The following is a 22,981-nucleotide window of genomic DNA, read 5'->3' on the forward strand; positions in this document are numbered from 1 at the left end:
CAGCCCTGCGTTCAGGGATACGCAGGTTGCCTGACGACAGCCAGCAGGAAGGCGGGACACGCATGACCCAATGGGATTTCTGGATCGACCGCGGCGGCACCTTCACCGACGTGGTGGCGCGGGACCCCGAGGGGCGGCTCTCCACCGCCAAGCTGTTGTCCGAGAACCCCGAGCAGTACCGCGACGCCGCGCTTGAGGGGATCCGGCGCTTCCTGGGCCTGTCCGGCGACGACCCGATCCCGGCCGGGCGGGTTCAAAGCGTCAAGATGGGCACCACGGTGGCCACCAACGCGCTGCTGGAGCGCAAGGGCGACCGCACGGCGCTTGTGATCACAAAGGGGCTGGGGGACCAGCTGCGCCTCGCCTACCAGGCGCGGCCGCGGCTGTTCGACCGGCACATCATCCTGCCCGAACAGCTTTATGAACGCGTGATCGAGGCGGATGAGCGGGTGCGCGCCGACGGCACGGTGGAGACGCCGCTGGACGAGGCCGCCCTGCGCGCGGCGCTGGCGGCGGCCAAGGCCGACGGGATCGACGCCTGCGCAGTGGTCTTCGTGCACGGCTATCGCTTCACCGAGGCCGAGAAACGCGCCGGCGCCATCGCCCGCGAGGTCGGCTTCACCCAGGTCAGCGTCTCCCACGAGGTCTCGCCGCTGATGAAGATGGTCAGCCGCGGGGATACGACCGTGGTCGACGCTTACCTGTCGCCCATCCTGCGCCGTTACGTGGACCGCGTCGCCGCGGCCTTCGACGGGGACATGGCCGGGAAACTGATGTTCATGCAGAGCAGCGGCGGGCTGACCGACGCGCGCATGTTCCAGGGCAAGGACGCCATCCTCTCGGGCCCCGCGGGGGGCGTGGTGGGCGCGGTGCGGACCTCTGAGATCGCCGGAGAGCCGAAGATCATCGGCTTCGACATGGGCGGCACCTCCACCGACGTGTGCCACTATGCCGGGGAATTCGAGCGGGTCCTGCATACCGAGGTCGCGGGCGTGCGGATGCGCGCGCCGATGATGCATATCCACACGGTCGCCGCCGGGGGCGGCAGCCTGTTGATGTACAAGGACGGGCGGCTCCAGGTCGGGCCGGAATCCGCGGGGGCCGACCCCGGCCCGGCGGCCTACGGGCGCGGCGGGCCGCTCGCCGTCACCGACGCCAACGTGCTTACGGGGCGCCTGCGCCCCGAGTTCTTCCCGGCGATCTTCGGACCCGACGCGGACCGCCCGCTCGACGCCGCCGCCACCCGCAAGCGCTTTGAGGCCACCGCCGCCGAGGCGGGCCTGACCCCCGAGGACGCCGCCGAAGGCTTCCTGCGCATCGCGGTGGAGAACATGGCGAATGCCGTGAAGACCATCAGCGTCCAGCGCGGGCATGACGTGTCGGGCTATTGCCTCACCGTCTTCGGCGGGGCGGGCGCGCAGTTCGCCTGCGCCGTCGCCGATGCGCTGGGGATGGAGCGGTGCCTCATTCACCCCATGGCCTCGCTGCTGTCCGCCTACGGCATGGGCCTCGCCGACATCCGCGCCAGCCGCCAGCAGGCGGTGGAAGCGGTGCTGGGCCGCGAAACCCGCCTCCAGGCCGCGGCCGATCTCGACCGCCTGACCGGCACCTGCGCGGATGAGATCGAGGCCCAGGGCGTCCACCAGCGCGACATGAGCTTCGTGCCGCTGCTGATGCTGAAGGTCCAGGGCACCGACACCGCCCTGCCGATCCCCTTCGACACCGAGGCCGCCATGCGCGCCGCCTTCGCCGAGGCGCACAAGGCAAGGTTCGGCTTCGATCCCGGCGACAAGCCGCTGGTGATCGAGGCGATCTCGATGGAGGCCATCGGCAAGGCCGCGGACCTCTCGGAACCGACGCTGGCCGTGGAAGAACGCCCCGAGGACGCCTTCCCCACCGCCCTCTCCGCCCCGATCTATGCCGGCGGCGCCTGGCAGGAAGCCCGGTTCGTGAAGCGCGAGGACATGCGCCCCGGCGACCGCCTCACCGGTCCCGCGGTGCTGGTGGAACACCACACCTCCATCGTCATCGAGCCGGGCTGGCAGGCCCGCGTCACCGCCCATGACCACGTCATGCTCCACCGCATCGAGGCCCGCCCCACCGCCTTCGCCGCGGGGACCGAGGCCGACCCGGTGCTGCTCGAGGTGTTCAACAACCTCACCATGTCGATCGCCGAGCAGATGGGCGCGGTGCTGGAAAACACCGCCGTCTCCGTGACGATCAAGGAGCGGCTCGACTTCTCCTGCGCCATCTTCGACCGCGCCGGGGACCTGGTGGCGAACGCGCCGCACATGCCGGTGCATCTCGGGTCCATGTCCGCCTCGGTGAAGGCGATCATGGCGCAGAATCCGGTGATGAAACCCGGCGACGCCTGGTGCCTGAACGCGCCCTACAACGGCGGCACCCACCTGCCGGACGTCACCGTGGTGGCCCCGGTCTGGGACGAGAGCGAGACCGAGATCCTGTTCTACGCCGCCGCCCGCGGCCACCACACGGATATCGGCGGCCTCACCCCCGGTTCCATGCCGCCGGATTCCCGCGTCGTGGAAGACGAGGGCGTGCTGATCGACAACTGGAAGCTGGTCGAAAACGGCGTGTTCCGGGAGGAGGCGACGCGCGAACTGCTCCTCTCCGGCAAGCACCCCGTGCGGGCGGTGGACGTGAACATCGCGGACCTGAAGGCCCAGGTCGCCTCCTGCGCCAAGGGCGCGGCCGAGATCCGCAAGATGGTCGCCCAGTTCGGCCGCGAGGTGGTCGAGGCCTATATGGGCCATGTCCAGAAGAACGCCGAGGAATGCGTGCGCCGCGCCATCGCGCAGCTTTCGGACGCCGAAATCACCTATCCGATGGACCCCGATTTCGACGGCAACCCGCGCGAGATCCGGGTGAAGCTGACCGTCGACCGCGCGGCGCGCGAGGCGGTGGTGGACTTCACCGGCGCCACCGGGCAGCTCGCCACCAATTACAACGCGCCCGAGCCGGTGACCCGGGCCGCCGTCCTCTATGTCTTCCGCCTGCTGGTGCAGGACGGCATCCCGATGAATGAAGGGGTGATGGCGCCGCTGAAGGTGGTGCTGCCCGAAGGCACCATGCTGTCGCCGAAATACCCCGCCGCGGTGATCGCGGGGAATGTGGAGACGTCTCAGGCGGTTACCTCGGCGCTGCTGCTGGCGACGGGGGTTCAGGCGGCGGCGCAGTCGACGATGAACAACACCACCTGGGGCAACGCCCAGTGGCAGTATTACGAAACCGTCTGCGGCGGCTCGGGCGCCGGGATCGACCATGACGGCTCCGGCCACCCCGGCACGTCGGGGGTGCACACGCACATGACCAATTCCCGCCTCACGGACCCCGAGGTGCTGGAATGGCGCTTCCCGGTGCTGCTGGAGGAGTTCTCGATCCGTCGCGGCTCGGGAGGCGAGGGGGCGTTCCGCGGCGGCGACGGCACGCGGCGCAAGATCCGGTTCCTCGAGCCGATGACGGCGGCGATCCTGTCCGGGCACCGCGTGACGCCGCCCCCGGGGCTGGGCAAGGGCGGGCCGGGCGCGCTGGGGCGCACGCGGGTGATCCGCGCAGGCGGCGCGGTCGAGGAGCTGCGCAGCGCCGACAAGGTGGAGATGGCGGCCGGGGATGTGTGGTGGCTCGATACGCCGTCGGGCGGCGGCTACACGCCCGAATGACCGGGCGGCGGGGGGCTTTTGCGCCCCCCGCCCCTCCGCTCAGACCTCGTAGCCGAGCTTGTCCCAGGCGCCGGCGCCGTAGCGGGCGCCCTCGTGCATCTCGAAATACTTGGCGTTGGAGTTGCGCAGCTCGCTGTGCCGGTCCTCGACCTCGGCTTCCGCGGGGCGCTCGGGCGCGCCGATGAAGGCGCCGAGGCGGGCGATCTCGCCTTCCGGGTCCTCCACCAGGTCCTCGTAGCGCACCAGGATGCAGTCCTCGTCCCGGAAATCCGCCAGCGCCCTGGTGTAGGCGGCGTCCCAATGGGCCATCATCTCGGCCAGCGTGCTGTGGGTCCACTTGTGCGTCGCTCCCGCCACCGCCCGCGGATCGCGGGACATGATGACGAAGCGCGCGCCCGGGAACACCTGCCGCAGCCACCAGATCTTGGTGAGGTTCGGCGGCGATTTCTCCAGCAGGATGGGCGAGGTCCCGACCCAGAACCGCTTCCAGTCGGCCAGCATCTTCGCGCGGCACGCCTCGGCCCCCGGCAGGGCGCGCAGGTCCTCCTGAGCCTTCTCGCTCAGCGCGAAGCGGCCCGGCCCGCCATAGGCGGCGCCCGGGGCGTAGACCGACTGCATGTGCTGGCCCTCGCTCTCGGGCACGTTGGCGCGCAGGACCGAGACGTCGTAGCGCGCCGCCAGCATCCGTTCCAGCAGGGTGGTCCCGCTGCGATGCAGGCCGCCGATGAACACGGCGCGCGCGAAATCGGGGGCGTCGTTGTAATCGTTGCCCTCGACGCGGGAGATGGGCGGCGACCGCCGCATCATGCTCTTCGCCTTCAGGACGGCGCGCTTGAATACCGCCATGTTCGGCCCCTTTTCCGTTCCGGGCGGGGGCCCGTGCGGCGCACGCGGCCCGCCCTGCCTGCGGGGGCGGAGTCTTCCGCATCCCCCATGCCCGTGCAAGGGGCCGGGGCCGGGCCAAACGCCGCGCGGATCGCGCGGAGACGACCGGCGCGCGGGCTCAGATCAGCAGGCCGCCGTCGAACCAGTGCGTCTCGCCGCCCGGCGCCTCGTCCAGCACGCCGCCGCCCATCGAGAGCAGGTCGCACCAGTCGTCGCCATGGCCGCCGTCGCCCGTGCTGGGGAAGGGGCGGTCGTCATCGACGATCAGCCCGTCGCCGCCATCCTTGCTGAAATCGGCCGCGGCCTTGAAGATGAACGCATCGAAAGACATGGGATTACCTCCTGAATTACAAATGAACAGCGCAATGCGCCGGTGGACTCAGAATGGAATCCCCGGCGTTACCGCGTTGTGACAGGAGGTTTTCGGCGGGATGTCCCGGGGCCGCGGGGGGACTCGCGCCCCGGGCGCGCATCGTGTATGCCCCGCCCGACCGCAACCCGCCCCCGGAGAGGCAGGCCCATGATCATCCTCGTCTATATCGGCGTCGTCATCGCCGTCGCCGGGCTCGGCGGCATCATCTGGTGCATTCTCGAGGGGCTGGCGGTGAAGAAATCCGGCCTCAGCCTCGGGGAAGCGCAGCCGCGGCTGCGCAAGATGGCCACGGTCAACCTCGCCTCGGTCTGCCTCGCCTTCCTCGGGATGGGCGTGGCGGCGGCGGGAATGATCCTGGCCTGACGCGCCCCTGGCGGGGCCGGCGCGCCGGGCGCGCCCGCGGGGTCAGGTCCGGCGGGCGGCGAGGCGCATCGCGATCCCGCCCATGATCGGCGCGTAGATCGCCGACAGCACGAAGGCGAACGGCCAGGCCATCAGCCAGTGGCTGAGCCACATGCCGAGCGTCGGCACGCCGGGCATGAAGATCACCGCCATGATGCCGGACATGGTCAGGGACATGGTCCCGGACATGAGGAAACCGGCGATCAGGCGGGCGCGGGTATCGGTGGGCATGTAAGGTCTTTCCTCGCGATCAGGCCCCGGACCGGATGGCCGGAAACGGGCGCGCAGGCGCGGCCCGGGGGGGATGGGTCTGGTCGCCGCGGCCGCTGCGCGGCGCGTCGATGCGCGCCGCCAAGCCCTGCGGAGCCGCGCGCGTCCTGCGAGGGACATCGGGGACGCGCGCGGGGCCGGGCTGCCAACCGGCCTGCTCCATACGGCTGCCTTATGAAATATGCTGCACCGCGGCGCCCGGCAAGGGGCGCGTCGGTCATGGCGGACATGCATTGGCCGAATGGAAAACGCGCGCCGCCGCAAAAGGCGCGCAAAAGGGGAGCAGGGCGGGCCGGATGCGGACCGCCGCAGGCGGGCCGCGATGGGCCGGTCTGCGCCCCCGGAAAGCAGAAGGGGGGGCCGAAGCCCCCCCGCCTCAGGCCACCTTGTGACCCGCCCTGACCAGCGCATCCGCCGTCAGGTCCAGCGCCTTGCGGGCGCGGACGCCCAGCTCCTCGATCTCCGCCTCGGTGATGCTCAGCGGCGGCGAGACGATCATCGTGTCGCCCACCGCCCGCATCACCAGCCCGGCGTCGGACACGCAGAAGTCCCGCGCGAGGGTCCCGGCCCCGGCGCCTTCGAACCGCGCGCCGGTCTCCTTGTCGGCCGCCAGCTCCAGCGCGCCGAGGACGCCCTTGGTCCGCGCCTCGCCCACCAGCGGGTGATCCGCCAGCGCGGCCCAGGTCTCGGCCAGCTTCGGCGCCAGCACCGCCCCGGCGCGCTCCACCACCTGCTCCTCGTCCATGATCTTCAGCACCTCGAGCCCCGCCGCGCAGGCCGCCGGGTGCCCGGACCAGGTGTAGCCGTGGTAGAACTCGCCCGCCTTCTCCATCACCGGCCCGGCCACGCGGTCCGAGATGAAGACGCCGCCCATCGGCAGGTAGCCGCCGGTGATGCCCTTGGCGATGGGCATCAGGTCCGGCTCGATCCCGTAGGTCTCGGAGCCCCACCATTTCCCCGTGCGCCCGAAGCCGCAGATCACCTCGTCGGCGATCAGCAGGATCTCGCGTTCGCGGCAGATGCGGGCGATCTCGGGCCAGTAGCTCTCGGGCGGGATGATGACGCCGCCGGCGCCCTGGATCGGCTCGGCGATGAAGGCGCAGACATTCTCCTCGCCGATCTCGTCGATCTTCGCTTCCAGCTGCCGGGCGCGTTCGAGCCCGAATTCCTCGGGAGTCATGCCGGTCGCAAGCCCCTCGCCGTACCAGTAGGGCTGGTCGATATGGACGACGCCCTCGATCGGCAGGCCGGACTGCGCGTGCATCCCGCCCATGCCGCCGAGGCTGGCGGCGGCGACGGTGGAGCCGTGATAGCCGTTATGCCGCCCGATGAAGACCTTCTTGGAAGGCTTGCCGAGGCTGTCCCAGTAGACCCGCGCCAGCCGGAACACGGTGTCGTTGGATTCGCTGCCGGAGTTGGTGAAGAACACCCGGTTCATATGCGCCGGGGCCTTCTCGGCCAGCGCGGCGGCGAATTCCACCACCGGCGGATGGGCGCACTGGAAGAAGGCGTTGTAGTAGGGCAGCTCCTTCATCTGGCGGGAGACGGCGTCGACGATGCGGTCGCGGCCATAGCCGAGATTCATGCACCACAACCCCGCCATGCCGTCGAGCAGGCGCTTGCCGCCCAGCTCCTCGATCCACACGCCCTCGGCCCGGTCGATGATCCGGGTCCCGGTGCGGTTGAGGTCGGCGGTGTCGGTGAACGGGTGCCAGTGATGGGCGGCGTCCATGGCCTGGTAGTCGGAGAGCGGGCGGGGATTGAGCAGGGTCATTCTGGGAACCGTCGATTGGCGCGCCGGTCGTCGGCGCGGGGAGATCTGGGAAGGGGGGGCCGCGCCCCGGGCCGCGCGCGCAGCTCGGGCGCGGCGCCGGCGCGGCCGGTCAGGCGTGGGCGCGCGTGGCGCGGGCCAGGCCCGGCGGGCGCCACAGGGTCCAGAGGGCGGCGCGGGTCATATCGCGGGTCATGCGGCGTCGAGCCCCTCGGAGCCGAGCATCGACAAGCCCTGGCGCACATCGGCGCGGATCGCGAGGCGCAGCCCCGCCTCGTCGCCCGCCGCCAGCGCCTGGATGGCCTTGCGGTGGTAATCGGCGACGCGGCCCATGCCGATGCGTTCGTACAATTGGCGCATCGACGGCCCGGTCTGCAGCCACACCGTTTCCGCCAGCGCCAGCATCGCCGGGGCGTGGGCACGCAGGTAGAGGGTGCGGTGGAATTCCAGGTTCGCCTTCACATAGGACGCCGCGTCGCCGTGGCGGAGCATGGCGTCGATCTCCTGGTCCATGCGCTTGAGGCGCTCGATCAGGCTGAAATGCGCGCGCGGCAGGGCGCGGGCGGCGAGCTCGGGTTCAAGCAGGGAGCGGATCGCCGCCAGCTCCTCGATCCGCTGCGGCGTCAGGATGGGGGTCGACACGCGCCCCGAGGCGGAAATGGCCAGCGCGCCCTCGGCGGCCAGCCTGCGCACGGCTTCCCGCGCCGGGGTCATGGACACGTCGAGCGATTCCGCCACGCCGCGCAGGGTGACGGCCTCGCCCGGGCCCATCTCTCCGTGCAGGATCCGGCGGCGCAGGTGCTTGTAGACCCGGTCATGGGCCGGGCCGGCGTTCTCATCCCCCACCTGGGGACGCGCGAAGGAAGTCGGCGGCACGGTGAGCGGCATGGCGGGGTCTCCGGCAGGCGGGCGCGCATGGGACTTTCCCGCGCGCCCGGCGACACCCCCATTTGTGATCGCAAAGCGCCGGGCAGGCAAGCGTTGTGATCGCAAATCGCCGAGGCGTGATCGCAAACGCCCCCTTGCGCGGCGCGCATGGCCGGGCCTAATGGCCGGGACGCCCCCCCAGAGACTCCCGGAGCCGCCCGATGACCGACAAGCACCGCAAGGATTACGCCTTCCTCGCCGACGACCCCCATGCCATGACCCATGACGAGCAGATGTTCGCCGGGGCGCTTTCCTTCTGCCGCCGCAAATACGCGCGCGACCTGAAGGGCGTGGACGTGGCGGTGGTGGGCGTGCCCTTCGACACCTCGGTCACCAACCGCCCCGGCTGCCGCTTCGGCCCGCGGGCGATCCGCGCGGCCTCCAGCCAGCTCGGCTGGTCCCGCGCCTGGCCCTCCTCCTTTGATCCGTTCGAGAAGCTGAGCGTGGTGGACTGGGGCGACGTGCACATCCCCCATGGCCGCCCCGAGCAGGTGCCGGAGCATATCCAGGACGCCTTCTCCCGCATCATCTGGTCCGGGGCGACGCCGCTGGGCCTCGGGGGGGATCATTTCACCACCTATCCCGCCCTGCGCGCCCATGCCGAGAAGCTGGGGCGGCCGATCTCGCTCGTGCAGTTCGACGCCCACACGGATACGTGGGAGGCGGAGAACGACTGGATCGACCACGGCACCATGTTCGGGACCGCGGTGCGCGAGGGGATCATCGACCCGGCCACCTCGATCCAGGTCGGCATCCGCACCACCAATGACGACCCGATGGGGATCGAGATCTGGGACGCGGTGAAGGTGCACGAGAGGGGCGTGCAGGCGGCGATCGACGCGATCCTGGCGCGGGTCGGGGACAACCCGTGCTACATCACCTTCGACATCGACTGCCTCGACCCCGCCTTCGCGCCGGGCACCGGGACGCCGGTCTGCGGCGGGCTGGCCAGCTGGCAGGCGCTGGCGATCCTGCGCGGGCTGGCGGGGATCGACGTGGTGGGGATGGACGTGGTCGAGGTCTCGCCCGCCTATGACGTGGGCGAGATCACCGCGCTGGCCGGGGCGACCGTGGCGCTGCAGCTGCTCTGCCTCTACGCCCAGCGCGACATGTGATCGGGGCGCGCGGCGCGGGCGCGCCGCTCCGTGGCCGAACGGGGGGCATCGCCCCCCTGAGGGCGCGGATCCCCCCGGCCCTGCCCCTCCCCCCCCCTGCGTCCCGGCGGCGCGGGGACGCGCCGCGCCGCGCCCGCTATCTCTTTTGCCCATGAGCCAGGGAAAAACCATCAACCCGCTGCTGAAGATCGCGCTCGAGATCGGCCCGCTGGTCGTCTTCTTCGTGATCTACCAGCGCGCCGACATCTACACCGCGACCGCGGTGTTCGTGCCGCTGATCCTCGCCACCCTCGGCGTGTCTTGGAAACTGTCCGGCAAGCTGCCGCGCATGGCCGCGGTCACCGCCGTCATGGTCACCGTGTTCGGCGGCCTGACGCTGTGGCTGCAGGACGCGACCTTCATCAAGATGAAGCCGACGGTGGTCTACGTGATCTTCGCCGGCGCGCTCGGCTGGGGGCTGCTGCGCGGGCGCTCCTACCTGCGCGACCTGATGGGCGAGACGATGCCGATGACCGACGAGGGCTGGCGCATCTTCACCCTCCGCTGGGCGCTGTTCTTCGTCGCCATGGCGGCGCTGAACGAGGCGGTCTGGCGCAATTTCACCGAATCCGACTGGGTCACCTTCAAGACCTTCCTCGCCCCCGCCGCGACCTTCCTGTTCGTGATGACCCAGATGCCGCTGCTGAAGCGCCACGGGATCGAGCAGGCCCGCGCCGAGGGCGACGCGAAGGACGACGACGGGGCGGCGGGCTGAGCGCGCGCCTGCGCCTCGCCGCCGCCTTCGCCGCCCTCGGCGGCCCCGCCGCGGCGGAGGTCTGCAACGAACGCGCACCCGGCTGGGACCCGGCGACCGGCCCGGTGAGCGAGGCGGCGCACCTCCTCCTCCTCGCCCAGGGCAGCGGCGGCGTGCTGCTGATCGGCGGCTGGTGCGCGGCGGTGCTGATCCCGCGCGCGCTGCCCGCGTTGCTGGCCGCGAACCTGAACCTGCTGGCCGTGATCGCGCTGTGGCTGGACGCCTCGGACCCCGAGGGGCCGACGGCGCAGGCGATCCGCGAAGGCTGCGCCCGCCCGCCCGGCGTCGCGATCCTGGCGCTGGTCGGGGTGTCGGTCGGGCTGTACCTGCTCGGGGCCCTGCGCCTGAAGCGGCGGATCGCGGCGAAACTGGCGGAGGAGCGGGCGCTGATCGCCCAGGCGCAGGCCCAGGCCCAAGCCCGGGCGGCGGCGCAGGAAGATAGCGGTCCCGACGATCCCCCGCGGCCCTGAGCCTCAGATCTCCCGCAGAACCACCCCCGGGGTGATCCGCGCCACGTCCTCGGCCGTGCACAGCCGCGTGTCCGGCGTGGTCACCGCGGCGGCGGCGGCGGCGACGCCGACCCGCAGCGCCTCGGGGCCCGGGGCGCCCGCCGCCAGCGTCATGGCGAAGGCCCCGACGAAGCTGTCCCCCGCCCCGACCTTCGAGACGACCTCGACCCGCGGCGGGGCGGCGTGGAAGACGCCCTCGGCGCAGGCCAGCACCGTGCCCTCGGCCCCCGCGGCGGCCAGAACCGTGCCCGCGGCGCCCGATGCGCGCAGGTCGGCGGCGAAGCGGCCCAGCGCGGCGATCTCCGGCAAGGCGCGGCCCGCCAGCGCCTCCGCCTCCTCGTGGTCCATGCGCAGGATCAGCCCCCGGCCCACCTTGCCCGCCGCCGCCGCCTCCAGCGCCGGGCCGGAGGTGTCGAGCAAGCCCACCGCCCCCTTCGCCTTCGCCCCGGCGGCGAGCCGCGCGGGCAGCTCCGCCGGGGCGCCGGGCGGCAGCGAGCCGGAGACGATCAGCAGGTCGCGCGCGCCCAGCTCGTCCGCCACCGCCGCGGCGGCGGCGTCGACATCGGCGGCGCTCCATTCCGGCCCGGGCATCAGGAAGCGGTACTGCTCGCCGTCGCTCTCATCGATCACCGAGAGGGAACGGCGCGTGTCCCCCGGGGCGGGGATCAGGCGGGTGCGGATGCCCTCCGCCGTCAGCAATTCATGCATCCGCGCGCCCGTGGCCCCGGCGAGGGCGGCGAGCGCGAGGCTGTCGCCGCCGAGGAACCGGATCGCGCGCGAGACATTGACCCCGCCGCCGCCCGGATCCTCGTGCGGGGGGGCGCAGCGCAGCTTGGCGCCGCCGCCGCGCAGCTTCGGCACGGTGGTGGAGACGTCGAGCGCGGGGTTCAGGGTGACGGTGAGGATCGCCATGCGGCCTCCGGCAAGGCGCGCCGCCCTGGGCGTGCGCGGGGGGAGAGCCATGATGCGAGGGGGGGCGGCGGGGCCTCAACCCCGCCGGGGCCGCCTGCGCCGGTGCGCCGCGGCAAGGCCGCGGGCGGATGGCGCGACGCGGATGGGGCCGGGCGCCTGCCGCGCCCAGCGCGGCGCGGGCGGCGGAGCGGGGGCTTCATGCCCCCCGAAGCCGCCCGCCCCCCGGCCCGGATGGCGGGGGGAGAGCGGCGCGGCGCTCAGCCCTCCCAGCCCGCGTTGCGCAGGGCGGGGAGGATCTTCTCCTCCAGGTCGTTCACCTGGATCGGGCCGACATGCTTGTAGGCGATGGTCCCCTCGCCCGTGATCACGAAGGTTTCGGGCACGCCGTAGACGCCCCACTCGATGCCCATGCGGCCCTTCTCATCCGCGCCGACCAGGGCGAAGGGATCGCCGAGATCGGCCAGGAAGGCGCGCGCCTTCTCGGGGTCGTCCTTGTAGTTGATGCCGTAGACCGTCACGCCCATCTCGGCCAGCTTCATCAGCTCGGGGTGCTCGACCCGGCAGGGGCCGCACCAGCTGGCCCAGATGTTCACCAGCTTCGGGCCGGGGCGCCGGAGGACGGCGGTGGACAGGTTCTCCTCGCCCGGGCGCAGCGAGGGCAGGTCCATCTGCGGGACCGGCTTGGCGATCAGCGCCGAGGGCAGCGCCTCGCGCTCGGCCTGCGGGGTCAGCAGCACCTGCCAGGCCAGCAGGCCGAAGCCGAGCACGATGGCCAGCGGCAAGGCGAACACCCAGGCGCCGCGGGATTTCGGCGCGCCTTCGGGATCGGTCTGCGGATCGTTCTGAGACATCGCTCACAGCTCCTGCGGATCGAAAATCGGGATATGGGGGGCCTGGCCGGGCGTCAGCGCCGGGGGCCGCCGCGCTTCTCCAGCGCGTCAAGCTCGGCCCGCGTCTTCGCATTGGCGCGCATCGACCAGGCGATCAGGCCGAGGATGCCGCCCAGGCCGACGCCATAGGAGGACAGCACCGCGAAGGTGTATTTGCCCAGGTCGGGCCAGAGATCAGCCATGCGCCGCCCCTCCTTCCACCGCGCCCGGCTCGGCCGCCTCGGCCGACGCATGGGCGGCCATGCGCAGCGCGCGGATGCGGCGGCGGCGGATGCCGGTGCGGGTGCGCAGCAGCAGCAGCGCCAGGAACAGGAAGAAGAACCCGGCCATCGTGATCACGAGCGGCTGCCAGAACACGTCCGAGATGTTCTCCTCGGCGTCCATCGACAGCGTCGCGCCCTGGTGCAGGCCCTGGTTCCAGAACAGCACCGCGTAGCGCGAGACGATGGCGAAGACCGAACCGACGAGGCAGAGCACCGCGGTCAGGTCCGAGGCCGCGTCCGGGTCGTCGATCGCCTCCCACAGGGCGATGTAGCCGACGTAGAACAGGAACAGGATCAGGAAGCTGGTCAGCCGCGGGTCCCATTCCCAGGGCGTGCCCCACATCGGCGCGCCCCAGAGCGCGCCGGTGATCAGCGCGATCAGCGTCATCACCGCGCCGATCGGCGCCGCCGCCCGCCCGGCCAGCGCCGAGACATGGTGCCGGCGGATCAGCCAGATCAGCGACATCACCCCCATCATCCCGTAGATGTTGATGGCCATCGTGGCCGCCGGGACGTGGATGTAGATGATCTTGACGGTCGAGCCCTGCTGGTAGTCGTCGGGGGTCAGGAAGAACCCCCAGCCCAGCCCGACCCCGAGGCACAGCCCTGCCAGCACGGCTGCGAAGGGCAGCACGCGGCCGGAGAGCTTCATGAAGCGCGCGGGGTTGGCGAATTCCCAGATCGACATGGTGGAATGAGATAGACGCGCGCGCGGCTTTGGGCAATGGGCCGCGGCGCACGACTCTGCGGGCGCGGCGTCGCGCCCCGGGGGCGCGCCGGGAGAGGTGCGCCCCGGGGGCGCGCGGGAAGAGGTGCGCCCCGGGGGCGCGCGGGCAGAGGGGCGCCCCGGGGGCGCGCGCGGCGAGGTGCGCCCCGGGGGCGCGCGGGAAGAGGGGCGCCCCCGGGGGCGCGCAAGCGAAGAGGCGCCCCGGGCGCGCAGGCGGCGGCGCGCCGTCGCTCGCCGCCCGGTGGCGCAAGCCGGGCGGATTTTCACCGGATGGTCGAAAAATCACTGGCATTTCGGAACGAACACGGGCCTTCTAGGCGCCGTATTTGATGCCAAAAGACACTGGAGCGGCGACCGTGCGCCTGACGCGATATTCAGACTACGCCCTGCGCACCGCGCTGTACCTTGCGGCGCAGACGGATCGGCTGAGCGCCATCGCCGACGTCGCCGCCGCCTATGACGTGCCCGAGAACAACCTGCGCAAGGTGGTCAACGACCTCGTCCGCGCGGGCTTTTTCGAAAGCGTGCGCGGGCGGTCCGGCGGCGTGCGGCTGGCCCGCGACCCGTCCGAGATCCGCGTGGGCGAAATGCTGCGCGTGACCGAGGGCCACCAGGCCATGGTCGACTGCACCGGCTGCTTCCTCGCCCCCACCTGCGGGCTGATCCCCGGCCTCGCCGATGCGCGCGAGGCGTTCTTCGCCGCGCTCGACGGCAAGACCCTGGCCGACCTGGTGGACGAGCGGGTGCGCTGCCTGCCCGCGCTGGCGCAGAAGCGCCGCGCCGCGCAGGCCATGGCGCTGACCGCGGAAGACGCCGACTGACGGCGCCCGCGCCCCGGCGCCCCGCGCCGGGCGGCCGCGCGAGCGGGGGGCCCGCCCCCCCCGAGCGGGGCCGCACCCCGGCCCGCCCCTTCCCCGCACCCTCCGATCTTCCCCGCCCGCCCCCGCGGCCCGCGGCCCCGTTCCCAACCTTCGCGCCCTCTGGTAAATCCCGCTCCCGCACCCCGAAGGCCGCCACAGGATCCGCCATGCCCCGCGCCCGCCATGCCGTCGCCGCCGGCCACGCCCTCGTCGCCGAAGCCGCGGACGAGGTCCTGCGCGCCGGGGGATCCGCCGTCGACGCCGCCGTCGCCGGCGCCCTGACCGCCTGCGTCGCCGAACCGGTCCTCGCCTCGCTGCTCGGCGGCGGGTTCCTCACCGCCCGCCGCGCGTCGGACGGCGCGGTCAAGGTGCTCGACTTCTTCGTCCAGACCCCGCGCCGTCCCCGCCCGGCGGGAGAGCTCGACTTCCACGTCGCCACCGCCGATTTCGGGGCCGTGACCCAGGACTTCCACATCGGCGCCGGATCCATCGCGACCCCCGGCGTCGCCCCGGGCCTGTGGGAGGCGCACCGCGCCCTGGGACGCATCCCCTTCGCGGAACTGGCGAAAAACGCCGCCGCCCTCGCCCGCCGCGGCGCGCCGCTGTCCGAATTCCAGGCGAAGGTGTTCGGAATCGTCCTTCCGATCTACCTCTCCACGCCAGACAGCCGCCGCCTTTTCCTCGGCGGCGACGACGCGCCGAAACCCGGCGCCGCCCTCCCCAACCCCGAACTTGGCGACGTGATCGAGACCTTCGCCCTCGAAGGCCCCCGCTTCATGCAGGAGGGCGAGGTGGCGCAGGCGATCCTGTCGCTGACCGAAGAGGGCGGCCACCTGGAAGCGGCCGACCTGCGCCGCTACGCCCCGGCCTGGCGCAGCGCGCTGACCGTCCGGCGGGGGGCGGCGCGGATCTCGCTCAACCCCGCCCCTTCGCTGGGCGGCGCCCTCATCGCCTTCGCGCTGGAGCTTCTGGAGCGCGGCGCGCCCCCCGCCGAGGTGGCCCGCGCCTTCGAGATGACCGCCCGCGCGCGGCTTGAAAGCGGCATCGACGGCGACGCCGCCGCCGGGGCCAGGCGCCTCCTGTCGGAAACCAGCCTCAAATACTGGCGCGAGCGGCTGGCGGGCCGCCCCGCCGCCACCCGCGGCACCACCCATGTCTCCGTCGTCGACGGCGCCGGGAACGCCGCCGCGCTGACGCTTTCGAATGGCGAGGGCTGCGGGCTGGTGGCCCCCGGCACCGGCCTGATGCCCAACAACATGCTGGGCGAGGAAGACCTGATGCCCGGCGGCTTCCACCCGGTGCCCGCCGACGTGCGCCTCGGCTCGATGATGGCGCCCGCGGTGATCTCGGGCGATGACGGCTCGGTCTGCGCCATCGGCTCGGGCGGGTCCAACCGCATCCGCACCGCCATGACCCAGGTGATCGCGCGGGTGCTGGACGGGGGCGCGCGGCTCGAAGACGCCGTCGCCGCGCCGCGCATCCATGCCGAAGCGCAGGTCCCGGACCGGGAGCGGGACATCCCCGACCTCGCCGTGGATTTCGAGGACCGCATCCCCGAGGGCGCGCGCGAGGCGCTGCTGGCCGCCTATCCGCAGGCCCGGGCCTGGCCCGAGGATTCGATGTTCTTCGGCGGCGTCCATGCCGTGCGCCGCAGCGCCCGCGGCGATGTCGAGGCCGCGGGGGACCACCGCCGCGACGGCCGGGCGCTGGTGGGCTGAGCCGCCCCCCTCACGCCTTCGCGCGCGGCGGTTGAAAGCGGCGCGAGCGATGCACAGGTGGGGCGCTCCACGTTCCCGGAGACCCCCATGCGTCACCCCCTCGCCGCCGCCGCCCTCGCGCTGGCGCCGCTCCTCGCCGCCTGCACCACCCCCGCGCCCGAAGCCCCCGCCCCCGCGCCCGGCCCGAGCCCGGCCGCGTGGTGCCCGGCCTGGCATGATCGGGCGATCCCGCTGGTGCTGGAGGCGGACGCGCAGGGGCTGGAGGGGGACGCGGCCGAGGCCTGGCTCCTCGCGCGGCTGGAGGTGGAGTCGGACCCCTACCCCGAGCGCTCGCTGGCGCTGGCCGAGGCGCTGCACGGCGTCCTGCCGCAGCTGCGCGCGGATGCCGAGGGGCTGACCCCGTCGCTGGTCCGCGCCTGCATCGACACCTGGCCGTAAGGCGCGCGGCGGCTAGCCCATCAGCCCCCGGCGCAGCAGGTTCAGCCCGGCGAGGCACAGCACGAACAGCGTCGCGCGCCGGAACGCCACCGGGTCGAGCCGGTCCTGCAGCGCCTGCCCCAGCGCCATCCCGGCGACTCCCGGCGCCACCATCGCCGCCGACCACGCCAGGTTCGCCCCCGACAGCAGCCCCGACTGCAGGTGCGCGGCCACGAGGATCAGCGAGCCGAGCAGGAAGCTGATCCCCTGCGCCCGGACCATGTCACGCTTCGGCATCTCGAGCGCGAGGAAATAGAGGACGATCGGCGGCCCCCAGACCCCGGCCAGCCCGCCGAAGAACCCGGCGATCACCGCCGCCAGCGCCTCGGCCCGCCGCCGCCCGCCGGGGGGGATCGACGGGCGCCAGCCCAGGAGCTGCACCAGCCCGAAACAGGTGACCCCGCCGCCCAGCGCCAGGAACAGCACCCGCTCGGGCAGCACCGTCACCAGCTGCGCGCAGAGCGCGATCATCGCGAACAGGATCGCGTTCAGCCGCCAGTGTTCGCGCAGCGCGCCCCAGGCCGCCGCGCCGCCGCCGCGGAAGGTCTGCCAGATGTTGGTGACCACGCCCGGCAGGATCATCCCCGCCACCGCCATCGTCGCCGGCAGCGCCGATCCGCCCACCGAGACCGAGATCATCGGCAGCGCGAATCCCACCGCGCCCTTGGCGAATCCCCCCGCCAGCATGCCCAATCCGCCCACGAGAAGGGCGATGGCGGAGTGCTCGGAGATCAGCGCGGCGAAGTCCATGGACCCGATTACCCCGCCCCGGCCCCCGGCGCCAGCGGAAGCCCCCGGCGATTTCGGCAAGATAATTCGCCGCATGGCCCGAATGGCCTACGAATCTTGCGCAGAAGCCATTGACCCCCCGTGATCCCGGCTCTAGCTTCCGGCGCGATGCAACATGACCCCATTGCGGCGCAGCAATCCGCCCGCCCGGGGCGTATACTGTCAGGCGCGCCGCAGCCCTCCTTCCCGGGCCAGGGGCGCAGCGCCACCAGGAGGACGACATGAACCAGGCCGCTCCCATCGACGCCCCCGCCCTGATCCCCGATCTCGCCGCCCTCGTCGGCCCCGCGGTCGAGGCCGCCGAGGCCGCGCTGATGGATGCGCGCCGGGCGCTCGCCGACAAGGTGGTGGTCGACGGCCGCCCCTCCTCGAAGAAGATCGAGGAGAACCAGTTCGCCGCCCACGCCCTGTCCTGGGTCGCCACCTACGTGGAATCGCTGCGCGAGATGAAGGGCTGGTCCGAGCGCCTGGCCGCCGAGGGCCGCGGCGGCGAGATGGAGCAGCTGATCCTGCAGATCGCGTTCGGCGAATATCTCGGGCAGCTGCGCGGCGGCGTGATGATGTCCCAGAACGAGTTCGCGCGCCTCACCGATATCGGCGCCGACGCCTCGGCGCTGAACACCCCCGAGGTCGACCGCCTCGTGGCCTTCGGCAACACCGACGCCGCGCGCAAGCGCCTCGCCGACCTGATGGTCGAGCGCCAGGGCGCCGCCACCTTCGGCGATTGCGGCCTCGAGGAAGAGTACGAGATGATCCGGGACCAGTTCCGGCGCTTCTCGGATGACAAGGTCGTGCCCTACGCCCACGAGTGGCACCTGAAGGACGAGCTGATCCCGATGGAGATCCTCGAGGAGATGGGCGAGCTGGGCGTGTTCGGCCTGACCATCCCCGAGGAGTTCGGCGGCTTCGGCATGGGCAAGACCTCGATGTGCGTCGTCTCCGAGGAGCTGTCGCGCGGCTATATCGGCGTCGGCAGCCTCGGCACCCGCTCCGAGATCGCCGCCGAGCTGATCCTGTGCGGCGGCACGGAGGAGCAGAAGAACGAGTGGCTGCCGAAGATCGCCTCGGCCGAGATCCTGCCGACCGCGGTGTTCACCGAGCCGAACACCGGCTCCGACCTCGGCTCGCTGCGCACCCGCGCGGTGAAGGAGGGCGACGAGTGGGTCATCACCGGCGCCAAGACCTGGATCACCCACGCCGCCCGCGCCGACGTGATGACCATGCTGGTGCGCACCGATCCCGACACCTCGAACTATTCGGGCCTGTCGATGATCCTGTGCCCCAAGCCCCGCGGCACGGATGAGAACCCGTTCCCGGCCGAAGGCATGACCGGCGGCGAGATCGAGGTGCTCGGGTATCGCGGCATGAAGGAATACGAGCTCGGCTTCGACGGCTTCCGCGCCCCGGCGGCGAACCTGCTGGGCGGCCAGGAAGGCCAGGGCTTCAAGCAGCTGATGCAGACCTTCGAGAGCGCCCGCATCCAGACCGCGGCCCGCGCCATCGGCGTGGCGCAGTGCGCGATGGAGCTGGGCCTGCAGTACGCCCTCGACCGCAAGCAGTTCGGCAAGGCGCTGATCAACTTCCCGCGCGTCTACTCCAAGCTCGCCATGATGGCGGTGGAGATCATGGTCGCGCGCCAGCTGTCCTATTACTCGGCGCGCGAGAAGGACGCGGACCGGCGCTGCGACCTCGAGGCCGGGATGGCCAAGCTGCTCGGCGCCCGCATCGCCTGGGCCTGCGCCGACAACGCGCTGCAGATCCACGGCGGCAACGGCTTCGCGCTGGAATACCAGGTGTCGCGCGTGCTGTGCGACGCGCGCATCCTCAACATCTTCGAGGGCGCGGCCGAGATCCAGGCCCAGGTCATCGCCCGGCGGCTGGTCGAAAAGGCCAACTGACGCGAGACCGCGCTTCGAAACGCAAAAAGGCCGGGCGGCGACGCCCGGCCTTTTTCATTGCGCCGCCCGGGGGATCAGAAGCCGGTGGACTTCGCGCCCTCGGTCTCGCCATAGACGGCGCGGGCGCGCTCGAGGTCGATGCCGAAGGTCACCGCGCCGATCGCCTCGCCCGTCTCGGGGTCGGTCACGGTCATGGAGACCTGGGTCTGCACCATGCCGGTGCTGTCGTCCCGCGCCAGCTCCGAGACGTGGATCGCGCCCGGGCCCTTGGGGAAGGTCTCGAGGAACTTGGCCTCGTCGCCCTGCCACACGTCCGAAGTGATGTCGGAAATGGCGGCGTTCAGGCCCTTGCCGTCCATCAGGATGATCTCGGTGATCACGCCCTGCGCGTCCTCGCGCCGGCGGCGCAGCGCGTCCGAGCCGGGGCGGGCGAGCATGTCGCGCACCAGCGGGCTCTTGGTTTTGCCGCCGTGCCAGGACAGCTCCAGCGCCTGGAAATCGGCCTCGGCGGCGCCGGCGCTGAACGCGTTCTGGGCGCGCAGCGGCTCGATCAGGATCGGATCGTCGATCCAGGCGCTCAGCTCGTGCTCGACCACGTCGATCACGAGGGCGCGGAAGGACTCGGGGGATTCGTAGGCCGACGCGCCCGGGGCGGAGACGACGAGAGCGGCGAGGGCGGACAGAAGCAGGGAGCTGCGCATGGCGTCAGGTCCTTCATGGCGGTCTGGGTCACGGGGGCCGCTGGGTCACGGGGCGCGGGCGCGTCGCCCGCATGCGGCAGCGTCGGTATAGAACCGCCTGCCGCCTGCGTCACCCGAACTGCATCGCGCCATCATCTGCGCAGGTCGTTTGTGGTCCTTCTGACAACAGTACCGCGATGGTTGAGGGATTCTGAACCGGATCGCCCCTTGCGCTGCATTGCTGCAAGACGGGTGGGCGGCCCGCGCCGTCCCGCCCGTCCGCCGCGGGACCCGGGCCCGCGCCCGGGCCCGCCTGCAGCCCGCGCCCGGACCGTCAGGCCGGGTCCTGCAGGTGCTCGGTCCCGGCCTCGCCGACCGCGCTTTCGCCCGCCTTCTCCAGCGCCCGTTCGACGTCGATCCCCACGGTCAGCGCGCCGATGGGCGCGCCCGTGTCGGGCGCGGCGATGGTCACGCTGACCTCGACCTGCACCCGGTGGAGGTGATCGTCGGTATTGGGGGCCGAGACATGGATCGCGCCGACGCCCCTGGGGAAGGTCTCGAGGAACATCGCCTCGTCGCCCTGCCACAGGTCCGAGGTGTAGTCCGAGATGGCGACGTTGAGGCCGAGCCGGTCCATCACGATGAATTCCGTGATCACGCCGTCCGATTTCTCGCGCCGCTCGTGCAGGAAGAAGCTCTCCTGGCGGCCCATCAGCTCCCTCGCCATCAGCGAATGGCTGTCCCCGGCCTGCCAGGCGCGGTCGAGCCGCTCGATCCGGCGCTGGGTCAGGCGGGCGTTCAGGCCGTTCTGCTCCTCGATGGCGTAGATCACGCCCGGATCCTGGCTGAAGGCGTCGAGTTCGGCGAGGGCGTATCCCTTGATGATGGTGAGCTGGGCCTCGGTCAGGGGCGGGATCGGCCCGGCGGCGGCGACGAGAGGGGCGGCCGCGCAGAAACCAAGGACTGCGGCGGTGAACAGATGTCGGGCCATGACAAGCGGCTTCTGTGACTATACGGGGTGAACGCGGACCGCGGGCCCGAATGACCGGTGGCCGAGGGGGGAGGCGTCTCCGTTCTTCAAATATACTGGAATTCAACATGCTTTTGAACGGAGACCGCGCGGGACCTTCGCGAAGAATGCGGTATGATCCGATATTTCTACTTCAAGATGCTGGGCCGCATTCCGATATCTCGAAATGTCCGCGCGACGTTTACTGATATGCTGCACCGCCCCGGCGCGGGTTTCAGCGGCGCACCTCCGGCCCGCCGCCGCACCCCAGGGGCGATTCGCACGCCCGCCGCTCTGCGCCCGCGTGTTCCGCGGCGCGGGGGCCGGCGCCCGCCCGGCGCGCTCCATTGCAATCCTGCGCGGCCGCGCCCATATTTTTGTGAATGGGGCGGGAATGCCGATGCCGGGTTGCCGCCGCCGCACGTCGCTTGATTGACCGAGGACGCGAGACATGGCGCGGATGACATTCGCTTCGCACCCCTTCCTGCTGGGCTTCGACCAGCTCGACCGCCTGGTCGAGCGGACGGCCAAGAGTGGAAATGACGGGTATCCCCCCTACAATATCGAACAGATGGACGAGAACGCGTACCGCATCACCCTGGCGGTGGCGGGCTTCTCGGAAGACGACCTGGCGATCACCATCGAGGACAGCCAGCTGGTGATCCGCGGGCGGCAGGCCGAGGACGCCGCCGACCGGGTCTTCCTGCATCGCGGGATCGCCGCGCGGCAGTTCCAGAAAAGCTTCGTGCTCGCCGACGGGATGGAGGTGCGCAACGCCTCGCTCGAAAACGGGCTGCTGCATGTCGACCTGACCCGATGCCTGCCGGAAACGGTGGTGCAGACGGTGAAGATCACCCGCGCCTGAGGGCGGCGGGACTGCGTATCGGGGACCAAGAAGGAGCATCACGTCATGCCGAAGACCAACGACCCCACGCTGATGGCGGGCCTGCCGGGCCAGATCGTCTACGTGCGCGAAGTGCGCAGCGAGGAGCTGCCGGACAGCGTGCCGACGCCGCCCGCGGGCGCCCGCATCTACGCGATCCATGACGGCGCGGGGGCGCGGCTCGCGCTCACCGACGACCGGGGCCTCGCGTTCCGGCTGGCGCGCGAAAACGACCGGATCCCGGTCAGCGTGCACTGATCCCGCAGAGTGACGACGGCCCGGGGGCGATCCCGGGCCCTCAGCCCCTGCCCGGCGGCGGCCCGTCCGGCCCGTCCGCGGGCAGCGTGGCGTAGAAGGCGGCCAGGTCCTTGCCCTTCTCGGGCGTGAACGGCTCGCCCCGGGTCATGCCGGCGATGCGGTCGACGCGGAACACGCGGAAATCGCTGCGCAATTCGCACCAGGCGACCATCGTCCACACCTTTCCCCAGAACCACAGGCCCAGCGGCCGGACCGGGCGGTCCGTCTCGCGCCCCTGCCCGTCGCGATAGGCGAGGGTCAGGCGTACATGCGCCTGCGCCGCCGCCTCGAGCGCGTCGAGCCGGTCGCGCACCTCCGCCGGCATTCCCCCGCCCGAGAGGGCATGGACCTGCACCGCCCGGGCCCGGGCGCGGGCGGTTTCGGGCAGCACCGAGTCGATCTTGGCGATGGCGTCCTCGGCCGCGGCGCCCATGGCGGCGCCGCCCCAGGCCTGGAGCAGGCGGGCCCCGGCGACCAGGGCGGCGGCCTCGTCCGCGGTGAACATCAGGGGCGGCATGTCATAGCCCGCGCGCATCACGTAGCCGACCCCGGCCTCGCCCTCGATCGGCACGCCCGAGCCGACCAGGTCGGCCACGTCCCGGTAGACCGTGCGCTCCGAGACTTCGAGCGTTTCGGCCAGCTTGCGCGCGGTGGTCAGCCGCCCCGAGCGCAGGATCTGGACGAGGCGGAACAGGCGGTCGGCGCGGCGCATGGGCGGGGTCCGGGGCAAGGCGGCGGGGCGGGGAACGGGAGGCGGGAGGCGTCAGGATAGGCGCGGGGGGGGGGGGGGGGGGGGGGGGGGGGGGGGGGGGGGGGGGGGGGGGGGGGGGGGGGGGGGGGGGGGGGGGGGGGG

At 72.1% G+C, this 22,981-nt stretch carries 24 protein-coding genes; 11 read left to right on the forward strand and 13 right to left on the reverse strand.

Features of this window, described 5'->3' with window-relative positions; genetic code table 11:
• Positions 1-62: 62 nt before the first annotated feature.
• The gene (locus ACQ5SO_RS14570; protein WP_430942344.1) at positions 63-3,680 is read left to right on the forward strand and encodes a hydantoinase B/oxoprolinase family protein; all 3,618 of its coding nucleotides are present in this window, start codon (positions 63-65) and stop codon (positions 3,678-3,680) included.
• Positions 3,681-3,719: 39 nt separating this feature from the next.
• On the opposite strand, the gene ACQ5SO_RS14575 is transcribed toward ACQ5SO_RS14570, so the two are convergent.
• Both ACQ5SO_RS14575 and ACQ5SO_RS14580 read right to left on the reverse strand, forming a co-directional pair.
• Complete coding sequence (locus ACQ5SO_RS14575) at positions 3,720-4,526, reverse strand: sulfotransferase family protein (RefSeq protein WP_430942345.1); 807 nt, start codon at positions 4,524-4,526, stop codon at positions 3,720-3,722.
• A 157-nt stretch (positions 4,527-4,683) separates the two neighbouring features.
• Positions 4,684-4,896: a hypothetical protein gene (locus tag ACQ5SO_RS14580; RefSeq protein WP_430942346.1), complete on the reverse strand. Its 213-nt coding sequence runs from the start codon at positions 4,894-4,896 to the stop codon at positions 4,684-4,686.
• A gap of 189 nt (positions 4,897-5,085) precedes the next feature.
• On the opposite strand from ACQ5SO_RS14580, the gene ACQ5SO_RS14585 reads away from it, so the two are divergent.
• Positions 5,086-5,301: a hypothetical protein gene (locus tag ACQ5SO_RS14585; RefSeq protein ID WP_430942347.1), complete on the forward strand. Its 216-nt coding sequence runs from the start codon at positions 5,086-5,088 to the stop codon at positions 5,299-5,301.
• Between the two features lie 42 nt (positions 5,302-5,343).
• Here ACQ5SO_RS14585 and ACQ5SO_RS14590 read toward each other — a convergent pair whose 3' ends face one another.
• The 3 genes from ACQ5SO_RS14590 to ACQ5SO_RS14600 form a co-directional block, all read right to left on the reverse strand.
• Positions 5,344-5,571 carry a DUF2798 domain-containing protein gene (locus ACQ5SO_RS14590; RefSeq protein WP_430942348.1) on the reverse strand — a complete coding sequence of 76 codons (228 nt, stop codon included), beginning with the start codon at positions 5,569-5,571 and terminating at the stop codon, positions 5,344-5,346.
• Between the two features lie 415 nt (positions 5,572-5,986).
• The gene (locus tag ACQ5SO_RS14595) at positions 5,987-7,384 is read right to left on the reverse strand and encodes an aspartate aminotransferase family protein (RefSeq protein WP_430942349.1); all 1,398 of its coding nucleotides are present in this window, start codon (positions 7,382-7,384) and stop codon (positions 5,987-5,989) included.
• Between the two features lie 189 nt (positions 7,385-7,573).
• Complete coding sequence (locus tag ACQ5SO_RS14600; RefSeq protein ID WP_430942350.1) at positions 7,574-8,269, reverse strand: GntR family transcriptional regulator; 696 nt, start codon at positions 8,267-8,269, stop codon at positions 7,574-7,576.
• 200 nt (positions 8,270-8,469) lie between these two features.
• Between ACQ5SO_RS14600 and speB the strand changes: the two genes are divergently transcribed.
• From speB to ACQ5SO_RS14615, 3 genes are all read left to right on the forward strand, one after another.
• Positions 8,470-9,423, forward strand: coding sequence for an agmatinase (gene speB, locus ACQ5SO_RS14605; RefSeq protein WP_430942351.1), 954 nt, complete (start codon positions 8,470-8,472; stop codon positions 9,421-9,423).
• A gap of 151 nt (positions 9,424-9,574) precedes the next feature.
• Positions 9,575-10,177, forward strand: a complete 603-nt coding sequence (locus tag ACQ5SO_RS14610; RefSeq protein ID WP_430942352.1) for a septation protein A — start codon at positions 9,575-9,577, stop codon at positions 10,175-10,177.
• Positions 10,178-10,281: 104 nt separating this feature from the next.
• Entirely contained in the window at positions 10,282-10,686 is a 405-nt protein-coding gene (locus tag ACQ5SO_RS14615) for a hypothetical protein (RefSeq protein ID WP_430942353.1), read from the forward strand.
• Between the two features lie 3 nt (positions 10,687-10,689).
• Here the strand turns inward: ACQ5SO_RS14615 and ACQ5SO_RS14620 are convergent, their stop codons facing one another.
• From ACQ5SO_RS14620 to ACQ5SO_RS14635, 4 genes are all read right to left on the reverse strand, one after another.
• Positions 10,690-11,637, reverse strand: a complete 948-nt coding sequence (locus ACQ5SO_RS14620) for a 1-phosphofructokinase family hexose kinase (protein WP_430942354.1) — start codon at positions 11,635-11,637, stop codon at positions 10,690-10,692.
• A 257-nt stretch (positions 11,638-11,894) separates the two neighbouring features.
• Positions 11,895-12,488 carry a DsbE family thiol:disulfide interchange protein gene (locus ACQ5SO_RS14625; RefSeq protein WP_430942355.1) on the reverse strand — a complete coding sequence of 198 codons (594 nt, stop codon included), beginning with the start codon at positions 12,486-12,488 and terminating at the stop codon, positions 11,895-11,897.
• A gap of 53 nt (positions 12,489-12,541) precedes the next feature.
• Positions 12,542-12,709: a heme exporter protein CcmD gene (ccmD, locus tag ACQ5SO_RS14630; RefSeq protein ID WP_430942356.1), complete on the reverse strand. Its 168-nt coding sequence runs from the start codon at positions 12,707-12,709 to the stop codon at positions 12,542-12,544.
• Complete coding sequence (locus ACQ5SO_RS14635) at positions 12,702-13,478, reverse strand: heme ABC transporter permease (protein WP_430942357.1); 777 nt, start codon at positions 13,476-13,478, stop codon at positions 12,702-12,704. Before ACQ5SO_RS14635 ends, ccmD begins: the two co-directional genes overlap by 8 nt.
• A 395-nt stretch (positions 13,479-13,873) precedes the next feature.
• Here ACQ5SO_RS14635 and ACQ5SO_RS14640 point away from each other — a divergent pair, with 395 nt between their 5' ends.
• The 3 genes from ACQ5SO_RS14640 (at position 13,874) to ACQ5SO_RS14650 (ending at position 16,533) form a co-directional block, all read left to right on the forward strand.
• Entirely contained in the window at positions 13,874-14,338 is a 465-nt protein-coding gene (locus ACQ5SO_RS14640; RefSeq protein ID WP_430942358.1) for an RrF2 family transcriptional regulator, read from the forward strand.
• A 206-nt stretch (positions 14,339-14,544) separates the two neighbouring features.
• Positions 14,545-16,095 carry a gamma-glutamyltransferase gene (locus ACQ5SO_RS14645; RefSeq protein ID WP_430942359.1) on the forward strand — a complete coding sequence of 517 codons (1,551 nt, stop codon included), beginning with the start codon at positions 14,545-14,547 and terminating at the stop codon, positions 16,093-16,095.
• A gap of 87 nt (positions 16,096-16,182) precedes the next feature.
• The gene (locus ACQ5SO_RS14650; protein ID WP_430942360.1) at positions 16,183-16,533 is read left to right on the forward strand and encodes a hypothetical protein; all 351 of its coding nucleotides are present in this window, start codon (positions 16,183-16,185) and stop codon (positions 16,531-16,533) included.
• 12 nt (positions 16,534-16,545) lie between these two features.
• Here ACQ5SO_RS14650 and ACQ5SO_RS14655 read toward each other — a convergent pair whose 3' ends face one another.
• Complete coding sequence (locus tag ACQ5SO_RS14655) at positions 16,546-17,322, reverse strand: sulfite exporter TauE/SafE family protein (protein WP_430942361.1); 777 nt, start codon at positions 17,320-17,322, stop codon at positions 16,546-16,548.
• Positions 17,323-17,582: 260 nt separating this feature from the next.
• On the opposite strand from ACQ5SO_RS14655, the gene ACQ5SO_RS14660 reads away from it, so the two are divergent.
• On the forward strand, positions 17,583-19,259 hold the full coding sequence (locus ACQ5SO_RS14660; RefSeq protein ID WP_430942362.1) for an acyl-CoA dehydrogenase family protein: 1,677 nt from the start codon (positions 17,583-17,585) through the stop codon (positions 19,257-19,259).
• Between the two features lie 74 nt (positions 19,260-19,333).
• Here ACQ5SO_RS14660 and ACQ5SO_RS14665 read toward each other — a convergent pair whose 3' ends face one another.
• Together ACQ5SO_RS14665 and ACQ5SO_RS14670 are read right to left on the reverse strand one after the other, a co-directional pair.
• Entirely contained in the window at positions 19,334-19,960 is a 627-nt protein-coding gene (locus ACQ5SO_RS14665) for a hypothetical protein (protein WP_430942363.1), read from the reverse strand.
• 313 nt (positions 19,961-20,273) lie between these two features.
• On the reverse strand, positions 20,274-20,930 hold the full coding sequence (locus ACQ5SO_RS14670; RefSeq protein WP_430942364.1) for a hypothetical protein: 657 nt from the start codon (positions 20,928-20,930) through the stop codon (positions 20,274-20,276).
• A gap of 469 nt (positions 20,931-21,399) precedes the next feature.
• On the opposite strand from ACQ5SO_RS14670, the gene ACQ5SO_RS14675 reads away from it, so the two are divergent.
• Positions 21,400-21,813, forward strand: a complete 414-nt coding sequence (locus ACQ5SO_RS14675; RefSeq protein WP_430942365.1) for an Hsp20 family protein — start codon at positions 21,400-21,402, stop codon at positions 21,811-21,813.
• A 45-nt stretch (positions 21,814-21,858) separates the two neighbouring features.
• Positions 21,859-22,089 (forward strand): DUF1150 family protein, encoded by a 231-nt coding sequence (locus ACQ5SO_RS14680; protein ID WP_430942366.1) that lies wholly within the window; start codon positions 21,859-21,861, stop codon positions 22,087-22,089.
• A gap of 40 nt (positions 22,090-22,129) precedes the next feature.
• Here the strand turns inward: ACQ5SO_RS14680 and ACQ5SO_RS14685 are convergent, their stop codons facing one another.
• Positions 22,130-22,840, reverse strand: a complete 711-nt coding sequence (locus ACQ5SO_RS14685) for a helix-turn-helix transcriptional regulator (RefSeq protein ID WP_430942367.1) — start codon at positions 22,838-22,840, stop codon at positions 22,130-22,132.
• Positions 22,841-22,981: the final 141 nt, after the last annotated feature.

This window comes from Rhodovulum sp. DZ06 (genome assembly GCF_050586345.1).
In the GTDB taxonomy this organism is placed as follows: Bacteria; Pseudomonadota; Alphaproteobacteria; order Rhodobacterales; family Rhodobacteraceae; genus JBOCEF01.

Coding starts and splice junctions, on each gene's coding strand:
- ACQ5SO_RS14610 (WP_430942352.1), top strand. CDS start 9,575: ATGAGCCAGGGAAAAACCATCAACCCGCTGCTGAAGATCGCGCTCGAG.
- ACQ5SO_RS14680 (WP_430942366.1), top strand. CDS start 21,859: ATGCCGAAGACCAACGACCCCACGCTGATGGCGGGCCTGCCGGGCCAG.
- ACQ5SO_RS14650 (WP_430942360.1), top strand. CDS start 16,183: ATGCGTCACCCCCTCGCCGCCGCCGCCCTCGCGCTGGCGCCGCTCCTC.
- ACQ5SO_RS14570 (WP_430942344.1), top strand. CDS start 63: ATGACCCAATGGGATTTCTGGATCGACCGCGGCGGCACCTTCACCGAC.
- ACQ5SO_RS14635 (WP_430942357.1), bottom strand. CDS start 13,478: ATGTCGATCTGGGAATTCGCCAACCCCGCGCGCTTCATGAAGCTCTCC.
- ccmD (WP_430942356.1), bottom strand. CDS start 12,709: ATGGCTGATCTCTGGCCCGACCTGGGCAAATACACCTTCGCGGTGCTG.
- ACQ5SO_RS14600 (WP_430942350.1), bottom strand. CDS start 8,269: ATGCCGCTCACCGTGCCGCCGACTTCCTTCGCGCGTCCCCAGGTGGGG.
- ACQ5SO_RS14645 (WP_430942359.1), top strand. CDS start 14,545: ATGCCCCGCGCCCGCCATGCCGTCGCCGCCGGCCACGCCCTCGTCGCC.
- ACQ5SO_RS14665 (WP_430942363.1), bottom strand. CDS start 19,960: ATGCGCAGCTCCCTGCTTCTGTCCGCCCTCGCCGCTCTCGTCGTCTCC.
- ACQ5SO_RS14575 (WP_430942345.1), bottom strand. CDS start 4,526: ATGGCGGTATTCAAGCGCGCCGTCCTGAAGGCGAAGAGCATGATGCGG.
- speB (WP_430942351.1), top strand. CDS start 8,470: ATGACCGACAAGCACCGCAAGGATTACGCCTTCCTCGCCGACGACCCC.
- ACQ5SO_RS14590 (WP_430942348.1), bottom strand. CDS start 5,571: ATGCCCACCGATACCCGCGCCCGCCTGATCGCCGGTTTCCTCATGTCC.
- ACQ5SO_RS14580 (WP_430942346.1), bottom strand. CDS start 4,896: ATGTCTTTCGATGCGTTCATCTTCAAGGCCGCGGCCGATTTCAGCAAG.
- ACQ5SO_RS14670 (WP_430942364.1), bottom strand. CDS start 20,930: ATGGCCCGACATCTGTTCACCGCCGCAGTCCTTGGTTTCTGCGCGGCC.
- ACQ5SO_RS14685 (WP_430942367.1), bottom strand. CDS start 22,840: ATGCGCCGCGCCGACCGCCTGTTCCGCCTCGTCCAGATCCTGCGCTCG.
- ACQ5SO_RS14620 (WP_430942354.1), bottom strand. CDS start 11,637: ATGGCGATCCTCACCGTCACCCTGAACCCCGCGCTCGACGTCTCCACC.
- ACQ5SO_RS14660 (WP_430942362.1), top strand. CDS start 17,583: ATGAACCAGGCCGCTCCCATCGACGCCCCCGCCCTGATCCCCGATCTC.
- ACQ5SO_RS14595 (WP_430942349.1), bottom strand. CDS start 7,384: ATGACCCTGCTCAATCCCCGCCCGCTCTCCGACTACCAGGCCATGGAC.
- ACQ5SO_RS14585 (WP_430942347.1), top strand. CDS start 5,086: ATGATCATCCTCGTCTATATCGGCGTCGTCATCGCCGTCGCCGGGCTC.
- ACQ5SO_RS14675 (WP_430942365.1), top strand. CDS start 21,400: ATGGCGCGGATGACATTCGCTTCGCACCCCTTCCTGCTGGGCTTCGAC.
- ACQ5SO_RS14655 (WP_430942361.1), bottom strand. CDS start 17,322: ATGGACTTCGCCGCGCTGATCTCCGAGCACTCCGCCATCGCCCTTCTC.
- ACQ5SO_RS14625 (WP_430942355.1), bottom strand. CDS start 12,488: ATGTCTCAGAACGATCCGCAGACCGATCCCGAAGGCGCGCCGAAATCC.